This window comes from Staphylococcus xylosus, assembly GCF_002732165.1.
Taxonomy (GTDB): Bacteria; Bacillota; Bacilli; order Staphylococcales; family Staphylococcaceae; genus Staphylococcus; species Staphylococcus xylosus.
On record NZ_MRZO01000001.1, the window covers coordinates 265,206 to 286,328 of the forward strand.

The window sequence follows — 21,123 nt, forward strand, 5'->3', positions numbered from 1 at the left end:
TTATCAAAACCAGCAACTTTCTGCAATCATTTATTTATCTAAGGCGCGTAAAATAGATATAAATGATACAATATACGATAGACAGATAAGAAAATAACACAAAAGTTTAATTCGAAATCTCTTTAAGAATGTTATGACTTAATAAGTATTATTGTTAAAATACTTAGCAGGTTTGCAATTAACTATTAAAAACGTTATTATATCAAAGAATGTCATACATATTACGGGCTAGAATTATGAAAGTGAGAAGGATAATACATGGATAAACAAGAACGCTATAATCGACGTAAAAATATTAGAAACTTTTCCATTATCGCACATATAGACCATGGTAAATCTACGTTAGCTGATAGGATTTTAGAAAATACAAAATCAGTCGAAACTAGAGACATGCAGTCTCAACTGTTAGATTCTATGGACTTAGAAAGAGAGCGCGGTATAACAATCAAATTAAATGCAGTTCGCTTAAAATATGATGCTAAAGACGGTGAAACATATACATTTCACCTAATCGATACTCCAGGACATGTCGATTTTACTTATGAGGTGTCTAGATCACTTGCAGCATGTGAAGGTGCTATATTAGTTGTAGATGCTGCACAAGGTATTGAGGCACAAACATTAGCGAATGTCTATTTGGCTCTTGATAATGAATTAGAATTATTACCAGTTATCAATAAAATAGATCTACCAGCGGCAGAACCTGAACGAGTAAAACAAGAATTAGAAGACGTTATCGGTATTGATAAAGATGATGTGGTACTTGCTAGTGCAAAATCAAATATTGGTATTGAAGATATCTTAGAGAAAATCGTTGAGGTAGTGCCACCTCCTGAAGGTGATCCAGAAGAACCTTTAAAAGCACTTATATTCGATTCAGAATATGATCCGTATAGAGGGGTTATCTCTTCTATCAGAGTTATGGAAGGCATTGTTAAAGCTGGCGACCGTATTAAAATGATGGCAACTGGTAAAGAATTCGAAGTGACTGAAGTAGGTATCAATACACCAAAGCAATTACAAGTTGACGAATTGACTGTCGGCGATGTTGGTTACATCATTGCAAGTATTAAAAATGTAGATGATTCACGTGTTGGGGATACAATCACTCATGCTAGTAGACCGGCTGCTCAACCATTACAAGGATACAAGAAAATGAATCCAATGGTATTCTGTGGCCTATTCCCAATTGATAACAAGGATTATAATGATTTAAGAGAAGCTTTAGAAAAATTACAGTTAAATGATGCTTCGTTAGAATTCGAACCTGAATCATCACAAGCTTTAGGGTTTGGTTATCGTACAGGTTTCTTAGGTATGTTGCATATGGAAATTATCCAGGAACGTATTGAACGTGAATTTGGAATAGAACTTATTGCCACAGCACCTTCAGTTATTTATGAATGCATCTTAAAAACAGGCGATGAAGTAACGGTAGATAATCCTGCGAACATGCCTGATAGAGATAGAATAGAAACAATATATGAGCCATTTGTGCGCGCGACTATGATGGTACCTAATGATTATGTAGGTGCAGTCATGGAGTTGTGTCAACGTAAACGTGGTCAATTTATAAATATGGAATATATGGATGATATCCGTGTGAATATTATTTATGAGATTCCATTATCAGAAGTGGTGTTCGATTTCTTTGATCAGTTAAAATCTAATACTAAAGGATATGCTTCGTTCGACTATGAATTTATCGATAATAAAGAAAGTGATTTAGTGAAGATGGACATCTTATTAAACGGTGAAAAGGTTGATGCTTTAAGCTTTATCGTGCATAAAGAATTTGCATATGATCGAGGAAAAGCTTTAGTCGAAAAACTTAAAACGTTGATACCTAGACAACAGTTCGAAGTTCCTGTACAAGCAGCTGTAGGACAAAAAATCGTTGCAAGAACGAATATTAAATCTATGGGTAAAAATGTACTATCTAAATGTTATGGTGGTGACATTACCCGTAAGAGAAAACTTTTAGAAAAACAAAAAGCTGGTAAAGCTAAAATGAAAGCAGTAGGAAATGTGGAAATTCCACAAGATGCTTTCTTAGCTGTACTTAAGATGGATGAAGATTAATATAAATTAAAAATGGGGGCCTTAAATCCAAAAGATTTATGGCCCAGTTTTTTGTGATGATTGTTAATCTTCAATATACGAAAGAAGGTGCACGCAATATGGAAGTAAAAAGTGCATATATCCATATTCCATTTTGTGTAAGAATATGTACGTATTGTGATTTCAATAAATATTTTATACACAATCAACCGGTGGATGAATATTTAGATTGCTTAATTAAAGAGATGCAAGATAGCGAGGTTAGAGTATTAGAAACCGTATTTGTGGGTGGCGGGACACCGACAGCATTAAGTTATGAACAACTTAAGCGATTACTTATTGCAATTACTGATACATTCAAAATTAAAGGCGAATTTAGTTTTGAAGCTAATCCAGATGAATTAACACTTGAAAAAGTTCAATTATTAAAAGATTTTGGTGTTAACAGACTATCTATGGGCGTACAAACGTTTAAACCTGAACTTTTAGAAATATTAGGTAGGACGCATCATACAGCAGATATATATCAAGCTGTTACTAATGCGCGAGCAGTCGGTATTCCCTCTATAAGTTTAGATTTGATGTACCATTTACCACAACAAACACTAGAGGATTTTAAGGATAGTTTAGAAAAGGCATTAGAAATGGATATTGATCATATTTCAAGTTATGGTCTTATATTAGAACCTAAAACACAATTTTATAACATGTATAAAAAAGGCAAGTTGAAAATTCCGAATGAAGATATCGGTGAAGAAATGTATGAATATCTAATTGAGAGAATGAATAATTCTGACTTGCATCAATATGAAATTTCGAATTTTGGGAAAGTAGGTCATGAGTCAGAGCATAATAAAGTTTATTGGAAAAACGAAGGATATTATGGTTTTGGTGCAGGCGCAAGTGGTTATGTTGATGGTGAACGTTACAGTAATGTTAACCCTGTAAATCACTATATTAAAAAAATAAACAATAATGAAAGGCCTATTTTACATTCAACTTATCCCACGAAATCAGAACAAATGGAAGAAGAAATGTTCTTAGGGTTAAGGATGAATAAAGGTGTAAGTAAACATAGGTTTTTTGAAAAGTTTGATCAAACAGTCGAACAAGTATACGAACAGGCTCTCAAAGATTTAACTCAAAAAGGACTTATCGTTGAACAAGATGACTACATTTCTATGACTGATCGCGGAAAAGTCGTCGGAAACTTAGTGTTTGAAGCGTTTTTGCTTAATGTATAAAAATTTATAAAAAACCAGTGCTTTAACATTGACTTACTTTGACCAATTTGATAAATTATAATTAGCACTTGAAACAAAGGAGTGCTAATGAGGTGAAAACATGATTAGTGATAGACAATTAAGCATACTAAATGCAATTGTTGAAGATTATGTTGATTTAGGTCAGCCAATTGGTTCAAAAACACTGATTGAACGGCATAAATTGAATGTTAGTCCTGCTACTATTAGAAATGAGATGAAGCAATTAGAGCTTCTCGAACTAATAGAGAAGACGCACACGTCGTCAGGGCGATATCCTTCAGAATCAGGTATCAGATATTATGTGAATCAATTATTACAAGAAACATCTCATCAACAACAAACTAAAATTCAACGTTTGAGAGATTTATTAGTTGAAAATCATTATGATATTTCGACTTCGCTCAGTGATTTTGCAAATGAGCTTTCAAATCAATCTCAGTATACTACGTTGGTAATGCGTCCAAATCATAAAAAAGATATTATTAATAACATTCATTTGTTTAGAGCAAATGCTTATTTGGTTATAATGGTTGTTGTATTCTCATCAGGTCATGTTGAAAACTTACATTTAGCATCTCAAGTTCCATTATCAAATAATGAACTTACGAACATTTCTAATTTTGTTACTGCTAAATATAACGAGTGGAATAATCATCATTTTGAAAATGACTTGAATGCTTTTGTGAAATCAGATATTGAAAAAGATTTTATAAAAGACATGTTGAATACAATAGATGTTCATTTTGATAATCAAAGTAATGGCATTTTTATGGGCGGAAAGGTTAAACTCATAGATGCGTTGAATGAAACAAACGTATCATCAATTCAACCGATTCTACAATATATAGAATCAAATAAAATCACACAATTACTTGATGAAATGTCTAATTCATCTATTAATGTCAAAATTGGTCATGAAATTGAATCAAGTTTAAGTGATATTTCAATTGTCACAAGCGAATATCACATTGATGATAGACTTAAAGGTCAAATTGCGGTTATCGGACCAACGGCAATGAATTATCAGAACGTAATAAGATTACTAAATACGATTTGGTAATTAACAATTGTATTGGAGGGCAGACAATGACAGAAAAAAATGAATCAGTTTTCGACCAGAACGAAGATGTAAATGAACAAACATCAGAAGAAAATACGGTTGAAAGCACTGATGAAACTACAGAAACATCACAAGATAATCTGCAGGAGGACGATTCACAAAATATCTCAGAAGACGTAGATCCTAAAGATGAAGAAATTCAACAATTGAAAAAAGATGTTCAAGAAAACGAAGAGAAATATTTAAGATTATACGCTGAATTTGAAAACTATAAGCGTAGAATTCAAAAAGAAAACCAGACAATGAAAGAATATAAAGCACAAGACGTTTTAAATGATATCTTACCAACAATAGATAACATTGAACGTGCTTTACAAATTGATGGCGAAGATGAACAGTTTAAATCGCTTAAAAAAGGTGTAGAAATGGTTCATGAAAGCTTATTAAGTGCATTGCAAAATAATGGCTTAGAAAAAATAGAAACTGAAGGTCAACAATTTGACCCCAACTTCCATCAAGCTGTAGTTCAAGATGACAACCCTGATTTTGAATCTGGACAAATCACTGAAGAACTACAAAGTGGATACAAATTGAAAGAAAGAGTTTTAAGACCTTCAATGGTTAAAGTAAATCAATAAATTATTTTATTGTTGAAAACACCAAATTATTCAAACATAACAGGAGGAATTTATTTATGAGTAAAGTAATAGGTATTGATTTAGGTACAACAAATTCATGTATTGCGGTATTAGAAGGCGATGAGCCAAAAGTAATTCAAAATCCTGAAGGTGCTAGAACAACACCATCTGTAGTTGCATTTAAAAATGATGAAACTCAAGTAGGTGAAGTTGCTAAGCGTCAAGCAATCACTAACCCTAACACAATTCAATCTATCAAACGTCATATGGGTACAGATTACAAAGTAGACGTAGAAGGTAAATCATATACACCACAAGAAATTTCAGCAATGGTATTACAAAATCTTAAAAGTACAGCAGAAGATTATTTAGGCGAAAGCGTAGATAAAGCTGTTATTACAGTTCCTGCATACTTCAATGATAGTGAACGTCAAGCTACTAAAGACGCTGGTAAAATTGCTGGTTTAGAAGTTGAACGTATCATTAATGAACCAACTGCAGCTGCATTAGCATACGGTTTAGACAAAACAGAACAAGATCAAAAAGTACTTGTATTTGACTTAGGTGGCGGTACTTTTGACGTATCAATTCTTGAGTTAGGTGACGGCGTATTTGAAGTACTTTCAACAGCAGGTGACAATAAACTTGGTGGGGATGACTTTGACCAAGTGATTATTGATCACTTAGTTGCAGAGTTCAAAAAAGAAAATAGTGTAGACTTATCAAAAGATAAAATGGCTTTACAACGTCTTAAAGATGCTGCTGAAAAAGCTAAAAAAGACTTGTCTGGTGTTTCTCAAACACAAATTTCATTACCATTTATCTCTGCTGGAGAAAGCGGTCCATTACACTTAGAACTTACACTAACTCGTTCTAAATTTGAAGAATTAGCAGATTCATTAATCAGAAGAACTATGGAACCAACTCGTCAAGCAATGAAAGACGCTGGTTTATCTAGCTCTGATATCGATGAAGTTATCTTAGTTGGTGGTTCTACAAGAATCCCTGCAGTACAAGATGCAGTGAAAAAAGAAGTAGGTAAAGACCCTCATAAAGGTGTTAACCCTGACGAAGTAGTAGCAATGGGTGCAGCAATTCAAGGTGGCGTTATCACAGGTGATGTTAAAGACGTAGTATTATTAGACGTTACACCATTATCATTAGGTATTGAGATTATGGGTGGACGCATGAACACACTAATTGAAAGAAATACTACAATTCCAACATCAAAATCACAAGTATACTCTACAGCTGCAGATAACCAACCAGCAGTTGATATCCATGTATTACAAGGTGAACGCCCAATGGCAGCAGATAACAAGACACTTGGTAGATTCCAATTAACTGATATCCCAGCTGCACCTCGTGGTGTGCCTCAAATCGAAGTTACATTCGATATTGATAAAAATGGTATTGTAAACGTTACTGCAAAAGACTTAGGTACTAACAAAGAGCAAAACATTACAATCCAATCAAGCTCAGCGCTTTCAGATGACGAAATCGACCGCATGGTTAAAGATGCAGAAGAAAATGCGGAAGCAGATAAAAAACGTCGCGAAGAAAGTGACTTAAGAAATGAAGCAGATAGCTTAGTATTCCAAGTTGAAAAAACAATCACTGATTTAGGTGAAAACATCAGCGAAGAAGATAAAACAAATGCTGAAGAGAAAAAAGAAGCATTAAAATCTGCGCTTGAAGGCGAAGATATAGAAGATATCAAAGCTAAAAAAGAAGAATTAGAACAAGTTGTTCAAGACTTATCAACTAAAGTTTACGAACAAGCTGCACAAGCTCAACAACAAGCTCAAGGTGAAGATGCAAACGCTTCTCAAGACAGCAATGTTGAAGATGCAGATTTCACAGAAGTTAAAGATGACGACAGCGAAGATAAGCAAAAATAGGTGTAGTCATGGACTAATTAATTGTTATTGATAGAAATATATGACACAATTGCTTAGCCAAATTAAGTCAAAGTCAATTGAACATTGGCTTTGACTTTTTCCTTTTTTATAAAAGATTTAATAAAACCGTAAAAGGAGAGATAACAGTGGCCAAAAGAGATTATTATGAAGTCTTAGGTGTTAGCAAAGGCGCTTCTAAAGATGAAATTAAAAAGGCTTATCGTAAATTATCAAAGAAATACCATCCTGACATAAATAAAGAAGAAGGTGCTGACGAGAAGTTTAAAGAAATCTCAGAAGCATACGAAATTTTAAGTGATGACAACAAACGTGCCAATTATGACCAATTTGGTCATGACGGCCCACAAGGTGGCTTTGGTGGCCAAGGCTTTGGCGGTCAAGACTTTAGCGGATTTGGAGGCGGCGGTTTCGAAGATATTTTCAGTTCGTTCTTCGGAGGCGGCAGACAACAACGTGATCCAAACGCACCAAGAAAAGGTGACGATCTACAATATACAATGACTGTTACTTTTGATGAAGCAGTTTTTGGTAGCGAGAAAGAAATTTCAATACGTAAAGATGTTACTTGTCACACATGTGATGGTGAAGGTGCTAAACCTGGTACTAAGAAAAAAACATGTCATTATTGTAGTGGTGCTGGTCACGTTTCTGTTGAACAAAATACAATACTTGGAAGAGTTAGAACTGAAAAAGTTTGTCCAGTATGTAGTGGTTCAGGTCAAGAATTTGAAGAGCCATGTCCAACATGTCACGGAAAAGGTACTGAAAACAAAAATGTTAAAATCAGCGTAACCATACCTGAAGGTGTTGATAATGAACAACAAATTAGGCTAGCTGGTGAAGGTGCTCCAGGTGAAAATGGTGGGCCACAAGGTGACTTATATATCGTCTTTAGAGTTAAACCTTCAGAAAAATTTGAAAGAGATGGCGATGATATTTATTATTCTCTTGATGTTAGCATTGCCCAAGCAACGTTAGGCGACGAAGTTAAGGTCCCAACGTTAAATGGTAGCGTCATGTTGACTATTCCTGCAGGTACGCAAACAGACAAACAATTCCGTCTTAAAGAAAAAGGTATCAAAAATGTACACGGCTATGGCTATGGTGACTTATTTATAAATATTAAAGTAGTTACACCAACTAAAGTAAGTGAGCGTCAAAAAGAATTGCTTAGAGAATTTGCAGAAATTGATGGCGAAGAAATTTCAGAACAACCATCAAATTTTAGAGATAAAGCTAAAAGATTCTTTAAAGGAGAATAGTATATGAACTGGACTGAAGTATCAATCAGCATTAATCATGAGGCCTCATCAATAATTTCTGATATATTAGAAGATTTTGGCTCAAATGGTGTAGTTATAGAAGACTCTAAAGATTTGGAACAAGCGTTTGAAGATAAATACGGTGAAATTTATGCATTAAATGCCAATGATTACCCTAAAAAAGGTGTAAGAATAAAAGCGTATTTCAATGAAATTAAATATACAGAAAAATTTAAGTTAGAGCTTATTAATGCAATTGAGCAAGTTACTTCTTTGGATCTTTCACTTTTTGAGTACGAAGAACAAACATTGCGTGAGCAAGATTGGGAAAATGAGTGGAAAAATTATTTCCATCCATTTAGAGCTTCAGAAAAGTTCACAATTGTTCCAAGTTGGGAAACATACCAAAAAGAAGTCGAAAGTGAATTATGTATTGAGTTAGATCCAGGTATGGCGTTTGGTACTGGAGACCATCCTACGACGAGTATGTGTTTAAAGGCTATAGAAACATTTGTGAAGCCAAGTGATTCTGTTATTGATGTCGGCACTGGTTCGGGCATATTAAGTATTGCTGTTCATTTGTTAGGTGTAAAACGTATTAAGGCATTAGACGTAGATGAAATGGCGGTAAGAGTCGCTAAAGAGAACTTCGAAAAAAATAAATGTGACCATGCAATTGAAGCAACTACTGGAAATTTATTAAAAGAAGAAACTGAGAAATTTGATGTCGTGATCGCTAATATCCTAGCTCATATTATCGAAGAAATGATTGATGATGCTTATAATACCTTAAATAAAGATGGCTATTTTATAACGTCTGGTATTATAGAGGAAAAGCATGAAGCGATTGTAGAACATATGGAAAACACTGGTTTTAAAGTGTTGTCTATTAATCATGAAAATAGCTGGGTCTGTATCATAGGGCAGAAAGTGAGCGATTGATATGCAAAGGTACTTTATTAATCAAAATGCTGATACACATCAGCGATTTTCCATTATCGATAAAGGTGATATCCATCATATTTTAAACGTAATGAGATACCAAATTGATGATGAAATTATTATTACCTTTTTGGATCAATTTGTCTATAAATGTAAAATTAGAAATATAGGTACTGATGAAATTGAAATTGAGCTAGTTGAACAAATTGATATAGATTCAGAATTACCTCAAACCATTACCATATGTAGCGGTTTAATCAAAGCGGATAAATATGAATGGTTATTACAAAAAGCAACCGAACTGGGTGCTAGTGAATTTTTAGCTGTAGGAATGAAACGTTCCGTTGTAAAGTTAAATGATAGTAAAGTAACTAAGAAATTAGAACGTTGGCAGAAAATTATTAAAGAAGCTGCCGAACAAAGTTATAGATTGGCAATACCTTCTATCGATTATAAAGCATCGCTAAAAGAAGTTGTTCAACAAAGTGACTTATATGATTATATTTTGATAGCGTATGAAGATGCTGCGAAACAAGGTGAAGTTAGTAATCTTAAAAGGACAATAAAACAATTTCAGCCAAATGATCGTGTTTTAGTTATTTTTGGACCTGAAGGTGGATTAGCCGAAGAAGAGTTAGCATTGTTTAATGAAAGTGCATATCAAGTTGGGCTTGGTCCTAGAATATTAAGAGCTGAAACAGCGCCCCTATATGTACTTAGTACCATAAGTTATGAAGTAGAACTGTTAGATTAATCCTATCTATGTATAATTATTGAATTTAATCAATATATTAAGCTTAATAACAAATTTACTAGCATTAATATAATTTACAAAAGACTTTAGCTTCCTGCTAAAAGAAGTCTTAGAATAACGTTAAATTAAAAAAATGTAAATTTTACTAATTGACCACATTAATCAGATATATTATACTAAGTTATACATGGTTAGTACCATGTGATGATAATAAAGTTTCGTTGATATTTGGAGGGAGGGAAATACACATGTCTAAAACAGTAGTCAAAAAGAACGAATCACTTGAAGATGCGTTACGTCGTTTCAAACGTACAGTTTCTAAAAGCGGTACAATTCAAGAAGTACGTAAACGTGAGTTTTACGAAAAACCTAGCGTTAAACGTAAAAAGAAATCAGAAGCTGCACGTAAACGTAAATTCAAATAATTAATTGTTTCGTTGACTCCCTCAACACCAACATTAATTATAAACCAAAATAGCCTTTAGTTGATCATCAACTAAAGGCTATTATTTTTTTATCTAGAATCTTATATAATGTCAATATTTTATAGTCCTTACCACTACAAATTATTGGTGTTTCATGATATATCTATATAATTAAGAAAACTCATAAAAATTAATTTATTGATTATGAAATTTTATGGTGTAAACGCTATAATCACGTATTAATTTCATGTATAATTAAATTGAGAGCGAGGTGATAGAGTGATTCCTTCAAGTAGTTTACATACAATATTTTCAGCTAATTTTGTTGAAAGTGGAAACTGGGTTGACGATATAGCTAATTTCATTGTAAATCCAGTAGTTTCGTTAATTTTAACATGTATTATTTTCTTGGGTTTCTTATACCAATTGTATTCAAATAAAATTAACATAATAGGAATTGTTGCCACATTAACTTTATTGATTTTCTTTTTAGGATTTTATTTAAAAGGAGATGTCAATTTATATTCTGTAATTTTATTTGGCATAGGCGTTATATTTGTAATAATTGAACTTTTTGTCGTGGGCGCAGTTATCGGTATTATCGGTATGGCACTTATAGTTTTTAGTATTATTACCTTAGGAGATAATTTAGTTTATATGATTGCCAATGTCGTCGTCGCATTAATACTATCAATTATTGAATGGGTGATACTTGTGAAGATATTTAAACGAAAAATTCCATTTTTAGACAAGGTTGTATTGAAAGATTCTACAAATGCAGAAGCAGGTTACACATCACACGAAGATCGCTCTCATTTAGTTGGGCAAACTGCAACAACTTCAACTGATTTAAGACCTGCAGGAATTATTACTTACAACAATGAACGTATTGATGCAGTTTCTGATGGTTCTTTTATTTTAAGAAATAAACAAGTTACCATTTTAGAAGTTGAAGGTACAAGAGTTGTTGTAAGAGAAAACGAATCATAAAGGAGAGAAAGTATGATCGGATTAATTATTATTGTCGCAATAGTAGTAATAGCATTATTGTTATTATTTTCATTTGTTCCAGTCGGATTATGGATTTCAGCAATTGCCGCTGGTGTTAAAGTAGGAATAGGTACATTGGTAGGTATGAGATTACGTAGAGTATCACCAAGAAAAGTTATTTCACCGCTTATCAAAGCGCATAAAGCAGGGCTTAACTTAACTACGAATCAACTTGAATCTCATTATTTAGCTGGTGGTAACGTTGACCGTGTAGTTGATGCAAATATCGCAGCACAAAGAGCGGACATTAACTTACCATTTGAGCGTGGCGCTGCTATCGACTTGGCTGGTCGTGACGTCCTAGAAGCTGTGCAAATGTCAGTAAACCCTAAAGTTATAGAAACACCATTTATTGCTGGTGTTGCTATGAACGGTATCGAAGTAAAAGCTAAAGCGCGTATTACAGTACGTGCCAACATTGCTCGTTTAGTTGGTGGTGCTGGTGAAGAAACAATCATCGCTCGTGTAGGTGAAGGTATTGTTTCTACAATCGGTTCAAGTGAACATCACACACAAGTATTAGAAAATCCAGACAATATTTCGAAAACTGTTTTAAGTAAAGGTTTAGATTCTGGTACAGCTTTTGAAATATTATCAATTGATATAGCTGATGTTGACATTAGTAAAAATATCGGTGCAGACTTGCAAACTGAGCAAGCACTTGCAGATAAGAATATTGCACAAGCTAAAGCTGAAGAACGTCGTGCAATGGCTGTAGCACAAGAACAAGAAATGAAAGCGAAAGTACAAGAAATGCGCTCTAAAGTTGTTGAAGCCGAAGCTGAAGTACCTTTAGCAATGGCAGAAGCTTTACGTTCTGGAAATCTAGGCGTCAAAGATTATTACAACTTGAAAAATGTTGAAGCAGATACAGGTATGAGAAATTCTATTAATCAACGCACAAATCAACAAGATGATGAATCACCGGATAAATAATTTTAGGGGTGATTAAATGAATATAGGTATTATTATTTTTGTAATATCTGTGATTGTAACAATAATCGGAGCTATTAATGATAATAGTCATAAAGATAGACAAAATCAAAAGCCACCAGTAAATAAACGACCAAATAGTAATGGTGAGCAACCGAAAAAAGGCGGTTTCTTCGACGAATTAGGTAAAACATTCAAAGAGATTGAAAAACATATTAATGAAGACCCTACGTCTCAAAGAAGAGAACCCGAGCAAATGCCTCAACCTGAACAATCTCAATCATCACCAATGGAAACACGTGCAGAAAAAATGGAATCACCAAGTTCTGAACGTAAAATGAGAAAAGATAATGAAACAGAAGCAGATAAATTAAAACAAGCTCAACAACAAAAAGATAATAAATTACAAAAAGAGCTTGAAGCTGATTTAATGGGACAAATACAAGATGTTCGAACTGAAATTGATCGTGAAAACGAGAAAAAACTTCAGAGAACGGAGAAAAAAGCGCGTGCAATTATTGCGGATAAATACTTATCTGAAAGAACAAAGAGATTTCGCTTGAAACAATTGATGAATGCACACGCTATTCAAAGTCCCGCTAATAATGATCAGTTTAGGTTTGCCGATGATGAAGTGGTGAATGGTATTATTTGGTCAGAAGTACTGGAAAGACCTAAAAGGTTATAATTTCATATTTTAACGTCTTATATAAATCCACGTATGTAGGTTTTATAAGGCGTTATTTTTTTGTTGCAAAACACTGTACAAATGAATCTTTTTTAACTATTATTGAATAATTACTCAATTTGCGTACTACTTAATTTATTCAATTAGATAGAATGTAAATCTTCTGTTAAAATTGTAGAAACCACATATGATTCAATACGCTTTAAAATAATATCAGTCATTTTCGTGATATAATGAAGATGTAACTTGAATAGTAAATTTGAATCATGAAATTCAAATGAATAAATATCTGAAATGATTTATTGTTTATTAAAAACTTTTTGTAACTTAAAATCTAATAGGATAAAATGAGAACAACGAATATATTTGTAAAGGAGTACTTATATGCCTGGAATTATTCAAATAGATGACAATAACGAAGCGCAAGCACTCATTGGTAATAATGATGAACATCTTAAATCAATAGAGGAAGCCTTTGATGTCATTGTGCATGCTCGAGGACAAGAAATCTCTGTGAAAGGTGAGTATGTTGAGCATGTTGAAAAAGCAGAATCAGTACTAATTAACTTACTGAAAGTCATTCAACAAGGGGTTTCTATATCTATTAAAGATGTAGAAGCTGCTGTAAAAATGGCGCAAAATGGTACGATTCAATACTTATTAGATTTATATGAAGATGAAATTACTAAAGATGCATATGGCAAAACAATCCGTGCTAAAACAATGGGACAACGTATGTATGTCAATGCAATGTACCACAATGATTTAGTTTTTGGTGTAGGGCCAGCTGGTACTGGTAAGACTTTCTTGGCAGTTGTTTATGCCGCGAAACAATTACGCAAAGGTAATGTAAAGCGTATAGTGCTTACTAGACCTGCCGTTGAAGCTGGAGAATCATTAGGATTCTTACCTGGTGATTTAAAGGAAAAAGTAGATCCATATTTAAGACCATTATACGATGGTTTAAATACAGTTTTAGGAAGAGAACAAACAGCTAGATTTATAGAAAGAGGCATAATTGAAATTGCTCCGTTAGCTTATATGAGAGGTAGAACTTTAGATGATGCTTTTGTCATATTGGATGAAGCACAAAATACCACTCATGCTCAAATGAAAATGTTTTTAACTAGATTAGGCTTTGGATCTAAAATGGTAGTAACTGGAGATAAAACACAGATAGACTTACCAAAAGGCGTTAAAAGCGGTTTAAAAGAAGCGATTAAAAAGCTAGAAAACGTAAAAGGATTAAGTATTCATAATCTTGACCAAAGTGATGTTGTACGTCACCCATTAGTAAGTAAAATTATTGATCGTTATGAGGGAGAAGAATAAATGTTTACAATAGATTTTAGTGATCATACAGAGTTAGTTCAAAATGAATGGTTAACACAAATAGATGAACTCCTTACTTTTGCAAAAAAACAAGAAAATATTGAAGAAGAAGCCGAATTATCTGTGACATTTGTTGATAAAGAAGAAATTCAAGAAATCAATAAAATGTATCGTGATAAAGATAAAGTAACAGATGTTATCTCTTTCGCTTTAGAAGAAGATGAACCAGAAATAACTGGTCTTGATATGCCAAGGGTATTAGGAGATATAATTATTTGTACTGATGTTGCGAAAGAACAGGCTGATAATTATGGTCATAGTTTTGAAAGAGAACTCGGTTTTCTTGCATTACATGGTTTTTTACATTTATTAGGCTACGATCATATGAATGAACAAGATGAAAAAGAAATGTTCGGACGACAAGAACAAATACTTAATGCCTATGGATTAACAAGAGATTAGAGGCGCATATGAAACGATTTAGTTATGCTTTTCAGGGTATGTTAGTACTGATAAGAAAAGATCATAAATTTTTATTACATCTTTTATTAGCTTTAATAGTCATTATTGCGGGTTTTACTTTTAAAATTAATGAAGTAGAATGGCTTTTTATTATTATATCAATTGGTCTAGTACTCGCGTTTGAGGCGATTAATACTGCCGTAGAATACGTTGTAGATTTAGTTACCAATGAATATCATGTTTTGGCAAAAAATGCTAAAGATGTTGCTGCCTTTAGTGTTGTGCTTGCTTCTCTCGTCGCTTTAGTTATAGGACTCATTATTTTTTTACCTTATGTATTTAAATAGTAGTGCAATTTCGGAAATTTTGTTTATACTAAAAAGACATAGCAATTAAAATAGAACAACTTATTATTAAATAGGGGAGATAAACGATGGCTTACCAATCACATTATTTTACAGAAGTAAGAAATGCTCAAGCTAATGCATATGCACCATATAGTAATTTTAAGGTTGGTGCGTATTTAAAGACTAAAGATGGAAAAACATATTACGGGGCTAATGTAGAAAATGCTGCTTATCCTATGTCTATATGCGCAGAAAGATCTAGTTTAGTGTCAGCAATTGCGGATGGTTATCGACCGGGAGATTTTGAGTCAATTACTGTTACTGTAGATGCAGATGAACCTTCTTCGCCCTGCGGTGCTTGTCGACAAGTAATGAAAGAATTATGTGATGATGACATGCCAGTGTATATGACAAATCATCAAGGCGATATGATAGAATCAACAGTAAATGAACTACTACCATTAGGGTTTTCAGGAAAGGATTTAAATTAATGACAGAACACAAATCAGGATTTATCTCAATTATAGGTAGACCGAATGTTGGTAAATCAACTTTTGTAAACCGAGTAATTGGACATAAAATTGCAATAATGTCTGACAAGGCACAAACTACTAGAAACAAAATACAAGGTGTTATGACGCAAGAAGATGCTCAGATTATCTTTTTGGACACACCGGGTATTCATAAACCAAAACATAAATTAGGCGATTACATGATGCGTGTGGCTACAAATACACTATCTGAAATTGATGCTATTATGTTCATGGTAAATGTTAATGAAGATATCGGTCGTGGTGACGAGTATATTATGGAAATGCTCAAAACTATTAAAACACCAATATTCTTAGTATTGAATAAAATTGATTTAGTACACCCAGACGAATTGATGCCACGAATCGAAAAATACAAGCGATATTTGGATTTCACTGAAATTGTTCCAATTTCAGCTTTAGAAGGTCACAATGTTGACCATTTTATCAATGTACTAAAATCTTATTTACCAGAGGGTCCTAAATATTATCCAGACGATCAAATATCTGACCATCCAGAACAATTTGTAGTTGGTGAACTTATACGCGAAAAGATTCTACATTTGACTAGTGAGGAAATACCTCATGCCATCGGGGTTAATGTTGATCGCATGGTTAAAGAAGATGAAGATAGAGTGAGAATTGAAGCTACGATTTTCGTAGAAAGAGATTCTCAAAAAGGTATTGTGATTGGAAAAGGCGGTAAAAAATTAAAAGAAGTTGGAAAACGTGCCCGTCTTGATATAGAACGTTTACTTGGCTCTAAAGTTTATTTGGAACTATGGGTAAAAGTTCAAAAAGACTGGCGTAATAAAGTGAACTTCATACGTCAAATGGGTTATTTAGAAGATCGAGATTAAGGCGAAGAATTTTTCGGAAGTCGGTGAGCTATTATGTTGATCAAACAAAAAGGTATAATCATTAAAACAGTTGATTATGGCGAATCCGATAAAATTATAACAATTTTGAATGAATATGGCGCAAAAGTACCTTTAATGGTAAGACGAGCTAAAAAGAGTAAGAGTGGTTTACAAGCCAACACGCAATTATTTGTGTATGGCTTGTTTATTTATTCTAAGTGGAAAGGCATGGGGACATTAAGCTCCGTCGATGTGATTGAACAAAATTATCACCTTCGTTTAGATATTTACGAAAGTAGTTTTGCTAGTTTATGTGCTGAAACAATTGATCGTTCACTTGAAGCAGATGAAGTTTCTAAATATAGTTATGACCTTTTACATTTTGTCTTGGACAAAATAAAAGATGGTGTTTCAGCTCAACTGATGTCTGTAGTTGTCTTGCTAAAATGTATGAATCGTTTCGGGTTTAATGCTATATTTGACAAGTGTGCAGTTACTGGCAATGATGATCAATCCAAATTAATAGCATATAGTTTTAAGCATGATGGTGCTATTTCTGAAGTTGTTAAATATCAAGATCCACATGCACTAGTTTTATCTAATAAAACGCTTTATTTGCTAGATATTCTTCAAAAATTACCAATTAATCAAATGAGTTCCCTTAGTATTCATGCTGATGTTGTCAATGAGATGTCTGAATTAATGATACTATTATATAAAGAATATGTGGGAATGTATTTTAAAAGTCAGAAACTAATCAATCAATTACATAGATTAGATAATTTATCTTGACTGAGTCATATAAACATTGGCTTTTATCAATTTCTGTATAAAATCAACTGAATAAACACATGATAAATTAGATAAAAATGCACTTCTAATATAAGATACAAAAATCTTATTGTTAGGGTGTATTTTTTATTTTTAAGTATAGTCCATTTAAACAGCCCCCAAAACGCTATATTCTTTACTAAATGATATATACTCAAATATATGAAAAGTCTTGCTTTTAATAAACTATAATTATATTATGTAAACCTAAAATATAGTTGAATAAGATCAAAAACAGATTATAGGGATTGTTGAAATTGATATAGAATCTTCAATCTCATGATACTTTACTAGAAAATTTCGGTGTTTAAGGGGGGATAAAGCCGTATAAATTACAAAAAGTTAAATTATAGATATTGAATCTAACTTCTATTATCTGTGAAAACAATTAAAAGAGAGTAGTGGTATAACATAATACATTAAATGTTCACCAATTTAGTAAAATCATTACACAAAAATCTCTTGTATGAATACTCAAGTGTAAATAAATAAAAATAAACCAAACGCTATATTTAACGTTTGGTTTATTTATAAGTAATATTAACTTTAACTAAATTAGAATTTAACTTTTTCAGTTAAGAAAGCATTTAGTTCTGTGATTGGCATACGAACTTGTTCCATAGTGTCACGATCACGTACAGTTACTTGTTTATCTTCTAAAGAATCAAAGTCAAAAGTAATACAATATGGTGTACCGATTTCATCTTGACGACGATAACGTTTACCAATTGATTGTGACTCATCGAAGTCTATAGAGAAGTTAGCACTCAATTCTTCAAATACTTTAATCGCGTCACCAGATAGCTTTTTGCTCAATGGTAATACTGCTGCTTTATATGGAGCAAGCGCAGGGTGGAAGTGTAATACAGTTCTAGAATCTTTACTACCTTCAACGCCTTCTTCATCATAAGCGTCACATAAGAATGCTAATGTGACACGATCAGCACCTAATGAAGGTTCGATACAGTAAGGGATATATTTTTCACCTGTTTCTTGATCGTGATATTGGAAATCTTCACCTGAGTGTTCGCTATGTTGTTTTAAGTCGAAATCAGTACGGCTAGCGATACCCCATAGCTCACCCCAACCAAATGGGAAGCGATACTCAATGTCAGTAGTTGCATTTGAATAGTGAGAAAGCTCGTCAGCATCATGGTCACGTAAGCGAGTAGCTTCTTCGCTTAAGTTTAAATCTTTTAGCCATTGGCTTGCGAATGTTTTCCAATAATTTTGCCATTCTATTTCTTCACCTGGTTTACAGAAGAATTCTAGTTCCATTTGTTCGAATTCACGTGTTCTGAAAATGAAGTTACCTGGAGTAATTTCATTACGGAATGACTTACCTACTTGACCAATACCAAATGGTAATTTTTTACGCATTGTACGTTGTACATTTTTATAGTTTACGAAAATACCTTGTGCAGTTTCAGGACGTAAGAAAAGTTCATTTGTAGAATCCTCAGTTACACCTTGGAAAGTTTTGAACATTAAATTAAATTGACGAATATCAGTCCAGTTTGCTGTTCCACTCACGGGACAAACGATACCTTCTTCATCAATGATGCGTTTCATTTCATCGAAGCTTAAACCATCAGCAACAAAATTTTCATCGCCTTTTTCATTTGCCATGTAATCCTCGATAATTTTATCAGCACGATAGCGAATTTTACTATCTTTGTTATCGATCATAGGGTCGTTAAAGTTACCAAGGTGACCAGATGCTTCCCATGTTTTAGGGTTCATTAAAATTGCAGCATCAATACCCACGTTATATGGAGATTGAGTAATGAATTTTTGCCACCAAGCTTTTTTAACGTTATTTTTTAATTCTACTCCAAGTGGACCGTAATCCCATGTATTTGATAAACCACCATAAATATCACTACCAGGGAACACAAATCCTCTATGTTTCGCTAATGAAACAATTGTTTCCATATCTTTTGCCATAAAAAATACACTCCTTTTTAACATAAAAACGTCCCAAGACACAGAAAAAAATAAACTTTATCCGTGCCTTGGGACGAGTTAATCATTTTTAATCACATATTTGTAATATGTGTTTGTTTACTGAATTTTTGTTAACCCGCGGTTCCACCCAAGTTAGTGTGAACACTCGCTTTTACAAATCATTTAGTTGTAGCCATTAATCTTTGTTAAGCTTTCACTATCCTTAACTCGCTTTAAATCTAATTTTAATGTATTGATGCTTTATAAGCAAGTAAATATATGTATTTGTAGCAATTTAAGATTCAATGTATAATTAAATAAATTGATTAAAGGGGTGAGCGTTATAGAACTAAGTAAAAGGCAACAACAAATCGTTGAAATTGTGAAGAATAATGGCCCGATTACTGGTGAACATATAGCTGAACGGCTGAGTTTAACACGCGCGACTTTAAGACCCGATTTAGCTATTTTAACAATGTCTGGTATTTTAGAAGCTAGACCACGCGTTGGTTACTATTATTCTGGGAAACCAAAAAATAAATTAATAGCCGATGAACTAAAACAATATGTAGTTAAAGATTATGCTTCTCACCCAGTAGTAGTGAAAAGTGAGATGACTGTATATGATGCGATATGTACTATATTTTTAGAAGACGTTAGTACACTTTTTGTAATTAACAGTAACGGTGATTTTATGGGGGTTTGTTCACGTAAAGATTTATTGAGAGCATCAATGATCGGGGAAGATATACATACGATGCCCGTGAATATCATCATGACACGCATGCCTAATTTAAGTTTCGTTTTAGAAGACGAAAGAGTAATATATGCAGCTAATCTCATGATTGAAAAAGAAATCGATTCTTTACCTATTGTGGTTAAAAAGGAAAATGGAAAATATGAAGTTAAAGGTCGTATTTCTAAAACAACGATAACTAAAATCTTTGTATCATTATTAAATGAATAGGTGGTATTAATTAATGGAAAATATTAGAATAATAGTCGCATCTGACTCAGTAGGTGAAACCGCAGAACTAGTAGCAAGAGCCTGTATTTCACAATTTAATCCGAATCAATGTGACAGTGAAATCAGCAGATATCCTTACATTGAAGCACTAGAAAACGTAGATGAAGTAATTTCTGTTGCGAAAGATACTGAAGCAATTGTGGTTTATACACTAGTTAAACCAGAAATAAGAAAATATATGGAAGCAAAAATTAGTGAATTTGATATTAAATCTGTAGATATCATGGGACCATTAATGAATATTTTATTAGATAAAATTGATGAACAGCCATATTTTGAACCAGGACTTGTCCATCAATTAGATGAAGCCTATTTCAAAAAGATTGATGCAATTGAATTTGCAGTTAAATATGATGATGGTAAAGATCCGAAAGGTTTATCAAAAGCAGATATTGTCTTATTGGGGATTTCAAGAACTTCAAAAACCCCATTATCTCAATACCTTGCACATAAAAGTTATAAGGTTATGAACATTCCAATTGTTCCAGAGGTTACACCACCAGACGATTTATTTAATATTGATTCATCTAAATGTATAGCTTTAAAAATAAGCGAAGAAAAATTGAATAAAATTCGTAAAGAACGTCTGAAGCAGCTTGGGTTAGGGGACAGTGCTAGATATGCTACGGAACAGCGTATTGAAGAAGAGTTAAATTATTTCCATGATTTAGTTGAAAGAATCGGCTGTCCGGTAATTGATGTTTCTGATAAAGCGATTGAAGAAACTGCAAATGATATTATTAGTATTATAGAGCAAAATAGTTTCAAAAAATAAATAAAACATTTA

Annotated in this window: 21 protein-coding genes; 20 read left to right on the forward strand and 1 reads right to left on the reverse strand. The window is 33.1% G+C overall.

What is annotated here, in order from left to right; all coding sequences use genetic code 11:
- The first annotated feature begins 258 nt into the window (after positions 1-258).
- The 18 genes from lepA to recO all read left to right on the forward strand — a co-directional run bounded on the left by lepA (position 259) and on the right by recO (position 17,323).
- Positions 259-2,082: a translation elongation factor 4 gene (lepA, locus tag BTM19_RS01325; RefSeq protein WP_029377156.1), complete on the forward strand. Its 1,824-nt coding sequence runs from the start codon at positions 259-261 to the stop codon at positions 2,080-2,082.
- Between the two features lie 98 nt (positions 2,083-2,180).
- Entirely contained in the window at positions 2,181-3,305 is a 1,125-nt protein-coding gene (gene hemW / locus BTM19_RS01330; RefSeq protein WP_029377157.1) for a radical SAM family heme chaperone HemW, read from the forward strand.
- 100 nt (positions 3,306-3,405) lie between these two features.
- A complete protein-coding gene (gene hrcA / locus BTM19_RS01335; protein WP_058625560.1) occupies positions 3,406-4,386 on the forward strand; it encodes a heat-inducible transcriptional repressor HrcA in 981 nt (326 codons plus the stop codon).
- A 26-nt stretch (positions 4,387-4,412) separates the two neighbouring features.
- Positions 4,413-5,024 carry a nucleotide exchange factor GrpE gene (gene grpE / locus BTM19_RS01340; RefSeq protein ID WP_038678664.1) on the forward strand — a complete coding sequence of 204 codons (612 nt, stop codon included), beginning with the start codon at positions 4,413-4,415 and terminating at the stop codon, positions 5,022-5,024.
- A 56-nt stretch (positions 5,025-5,080) separates the two neighbouring features.
- Positions 5,081-6,925 carry a molecular chaperone DnaK gene (dnaK, locus tag BTM19_RS01345; RefSeq protein WP_029377160.1) on the forward strand — a complete coding sequence of 615 codons (1,845 nt, stop codon included), beginning with the start codon at positions 5,081-5,083 and terminating at the stop codon, positions 6,923-6,925.
- 146 nt (positions 6,926-7,071) lie between these two features.
- Complete coding sequence (dnaJ, locus tag BTM19_RS01350; protein ID WP_029377161.1) at positions 7,072-8,208, forward strand: molecular chaperone DnaJ; 1,137 nt, start codon at positions 7,072-7,074, stop codon at positions 8,206-8,208.
- Between the two features lie 3 nt (positions 8,209-8,211).
- The gene (prmA, locus tag BTM19_RS01355; protein WP_058625562.1) at positions 8,212-9,150 is read left to right on the forward strand and encodes a 50S ribosomal protein L11 methyltransferase; all 939 of its coding nucleotides are present in this window, start codon (positions 8,212-8,214) and stop codon (positions 9,148-9,150) included.
- Between the two features lies 1 nt (position 9,151).
- Entirely contained in the window at positions 9,152-9,904 is a 753-nt protein-coding gene (locus BTM19_RS01360) for a 16S rRNA (uracil(1498)-N(3))-methyltransferase (RefSeq protein ID WP_029377163.1), read from the forward strand.
- 248 nt (positions 9,905-10,152) lie between these two features.
- The gene (gene rpsU, locus BTM19_RS01365; protein ID WP_002483157.1) at positions 10,153-10,329 is read left to right on the forward strand and encodes a 30S ribosomal protein S21; all 177 of its coding nucleotides are present in this window, start codon (positions 10,153-10,155) and stop codon (positions 10,327-10,329) included.
- Positions 10,330-10,608: 279 nt separating this feature from the next.
- The gene (locus tag BTM19_RS01370; protein ID WP_029377164.1) at positions 10,609-11,319 is read left to right on the forward strand and encodes an NfeD family protein; all 711 of its coding nucleotides are present in this window, start codon (positions 10,609-10,611) and stop codon (positions 11,317-11,319) included.
- 12 nt (positions 11,320-11,331) lie between these two features.
- A complete protein-coding gene (gene floA, locus BTM19_RS01375; RefSeq protein WP_029377165.1) occupies positions 11,332-12,315 on the forward strand; it encodes a flotillin-like protein FloA in 984 nt (327 codons plus the stop codon).
- A gap of 16 nt (positions 12,316-12,331) precedes the next feature.
- A complete protein-coding gene (locus BTM19_RS01380) occupies positions 12,332-13,000 on the forward strand; it encodes a DUF6479 family protein (RefSeq protein ID WP_029377166.1) in 669 nt (222 codons plus the stop codon).
- Positions 13,001-13,384: 384 nt separating this feature from the next.
- Positions 13,385-14,332, forward strand: a complete 948-nt coding sequence (locus BTM19_RS01385) for a PhoH family protein (protein ID WP_029377167.1) — start codon at positions 13,385-13,387, stop codon at positions 14,330-14,332.
- On the forward strand, positions 14,333-14,794 hold the full coding sequence (gene ybeY / locus BTM19_RS01390) for an rRNA maturation RNase YbeY (RefSeq protein WP_029377168.1): 462 nt from the start codon (positions 14,333-14,335) through the stop codon (positions 14,792-14,794). It begins immediately after the preceding gene.
- Positions 14,795-14,802: 8 nt separating this feature from the next.
- Complete coding sequence (locus BTM19_RS01395; protein ID WP_029377169.1) at positions 14,803-15,141, forward strand: diacylglycerol kinase family protein; 339 nt, start codon at positions 14,803-14,805, stop codon at positions 15,139-15,141.
- Positions 15,142-15,227: 86 nt separating this feature from the next.
- Entirely contained in the window at positions 15,228-15,632 is a 405-nt protein-coding gene (gene cdd / locus BTM19_RS01400; protein WP_017724603.1) for a cytidine deaminase, read from the forward strand.
- Complete coding sequence (gene era, locus BTM19_RS01405; RefSeq protein ID WP_029377170.1) at positions 15,632-16,531, forward strand: GTPase Era; 900 nt, start codon at positions 15,632-15,634, stop codon at positions 16,529-16,531. Before cdd ends, era begins: the two co-directional genes overlap by 1 nt.
- Before the next feature lie 33 nt (positions 16,532-16,564).
- The gene (gene recO / locus BTM19_RS01410; protein WP_029377171.1) at positions 16,565-17,323 is read left to right on the forward strand and encodes a DNA repair protein RecO; all 759 of its coding nucleotides are present in this window, start codon (positions 16,565-16,567) and stop codon (positions 17,321-17,323) included.
- Positions 17,324-17,917: 594 nt separating this feature from the next.
- Here the strand turns inward: recO and BTM19_RS01415 are convergent.
- Positions 17,918-19,309 carry a glycine--tRNA ligase gene (locus tag BTM19_RS01415; RefSeq protein ID WP_029377172.1) on the reverse strand — a complete coding sequence of 464 codons (1,392 nt, stop codon included), beginning with the start codon at positions 19,307-19,309 and terminating at the stop codon, positions 17,918-17,920.
- Positions 19,310-19,643: 334 nt separating this feature from the next.
- Here BTM19_RS01415 and BTM19_RS01420 point away from each other — a divergent pair, with 334 nt between their 5' ends.
- Positions 19,644-20,276 carry a helix-turn-helix transcriptional regulator gene (locus BTM19_RS01420; protein ID WP_029377173.1) on the forward strand — a complete coding sequence of 211 codons (633 nt, stop codon included), beginning with the start codon at positions 19,644-19,646 and terminating at the stop codon, positions 20,274-20,276.
- A gap of 13 nt (positions 20,277-20,289) precedes the next feature.
- Positions 20,290-21,111 (forward strand): pyruvate, water dikinase regulatory protein, encoded by an 822-nt coding sequence (locus BTM19_RS01425; RefSeq protein ID WP_029377174.1) that lies wholly within the window; start codon positions 20,290-20,292, stop codon positions 21,109-21,111.
- Positions 21,112-21,123: the final 12 nt, after the last annotated feature.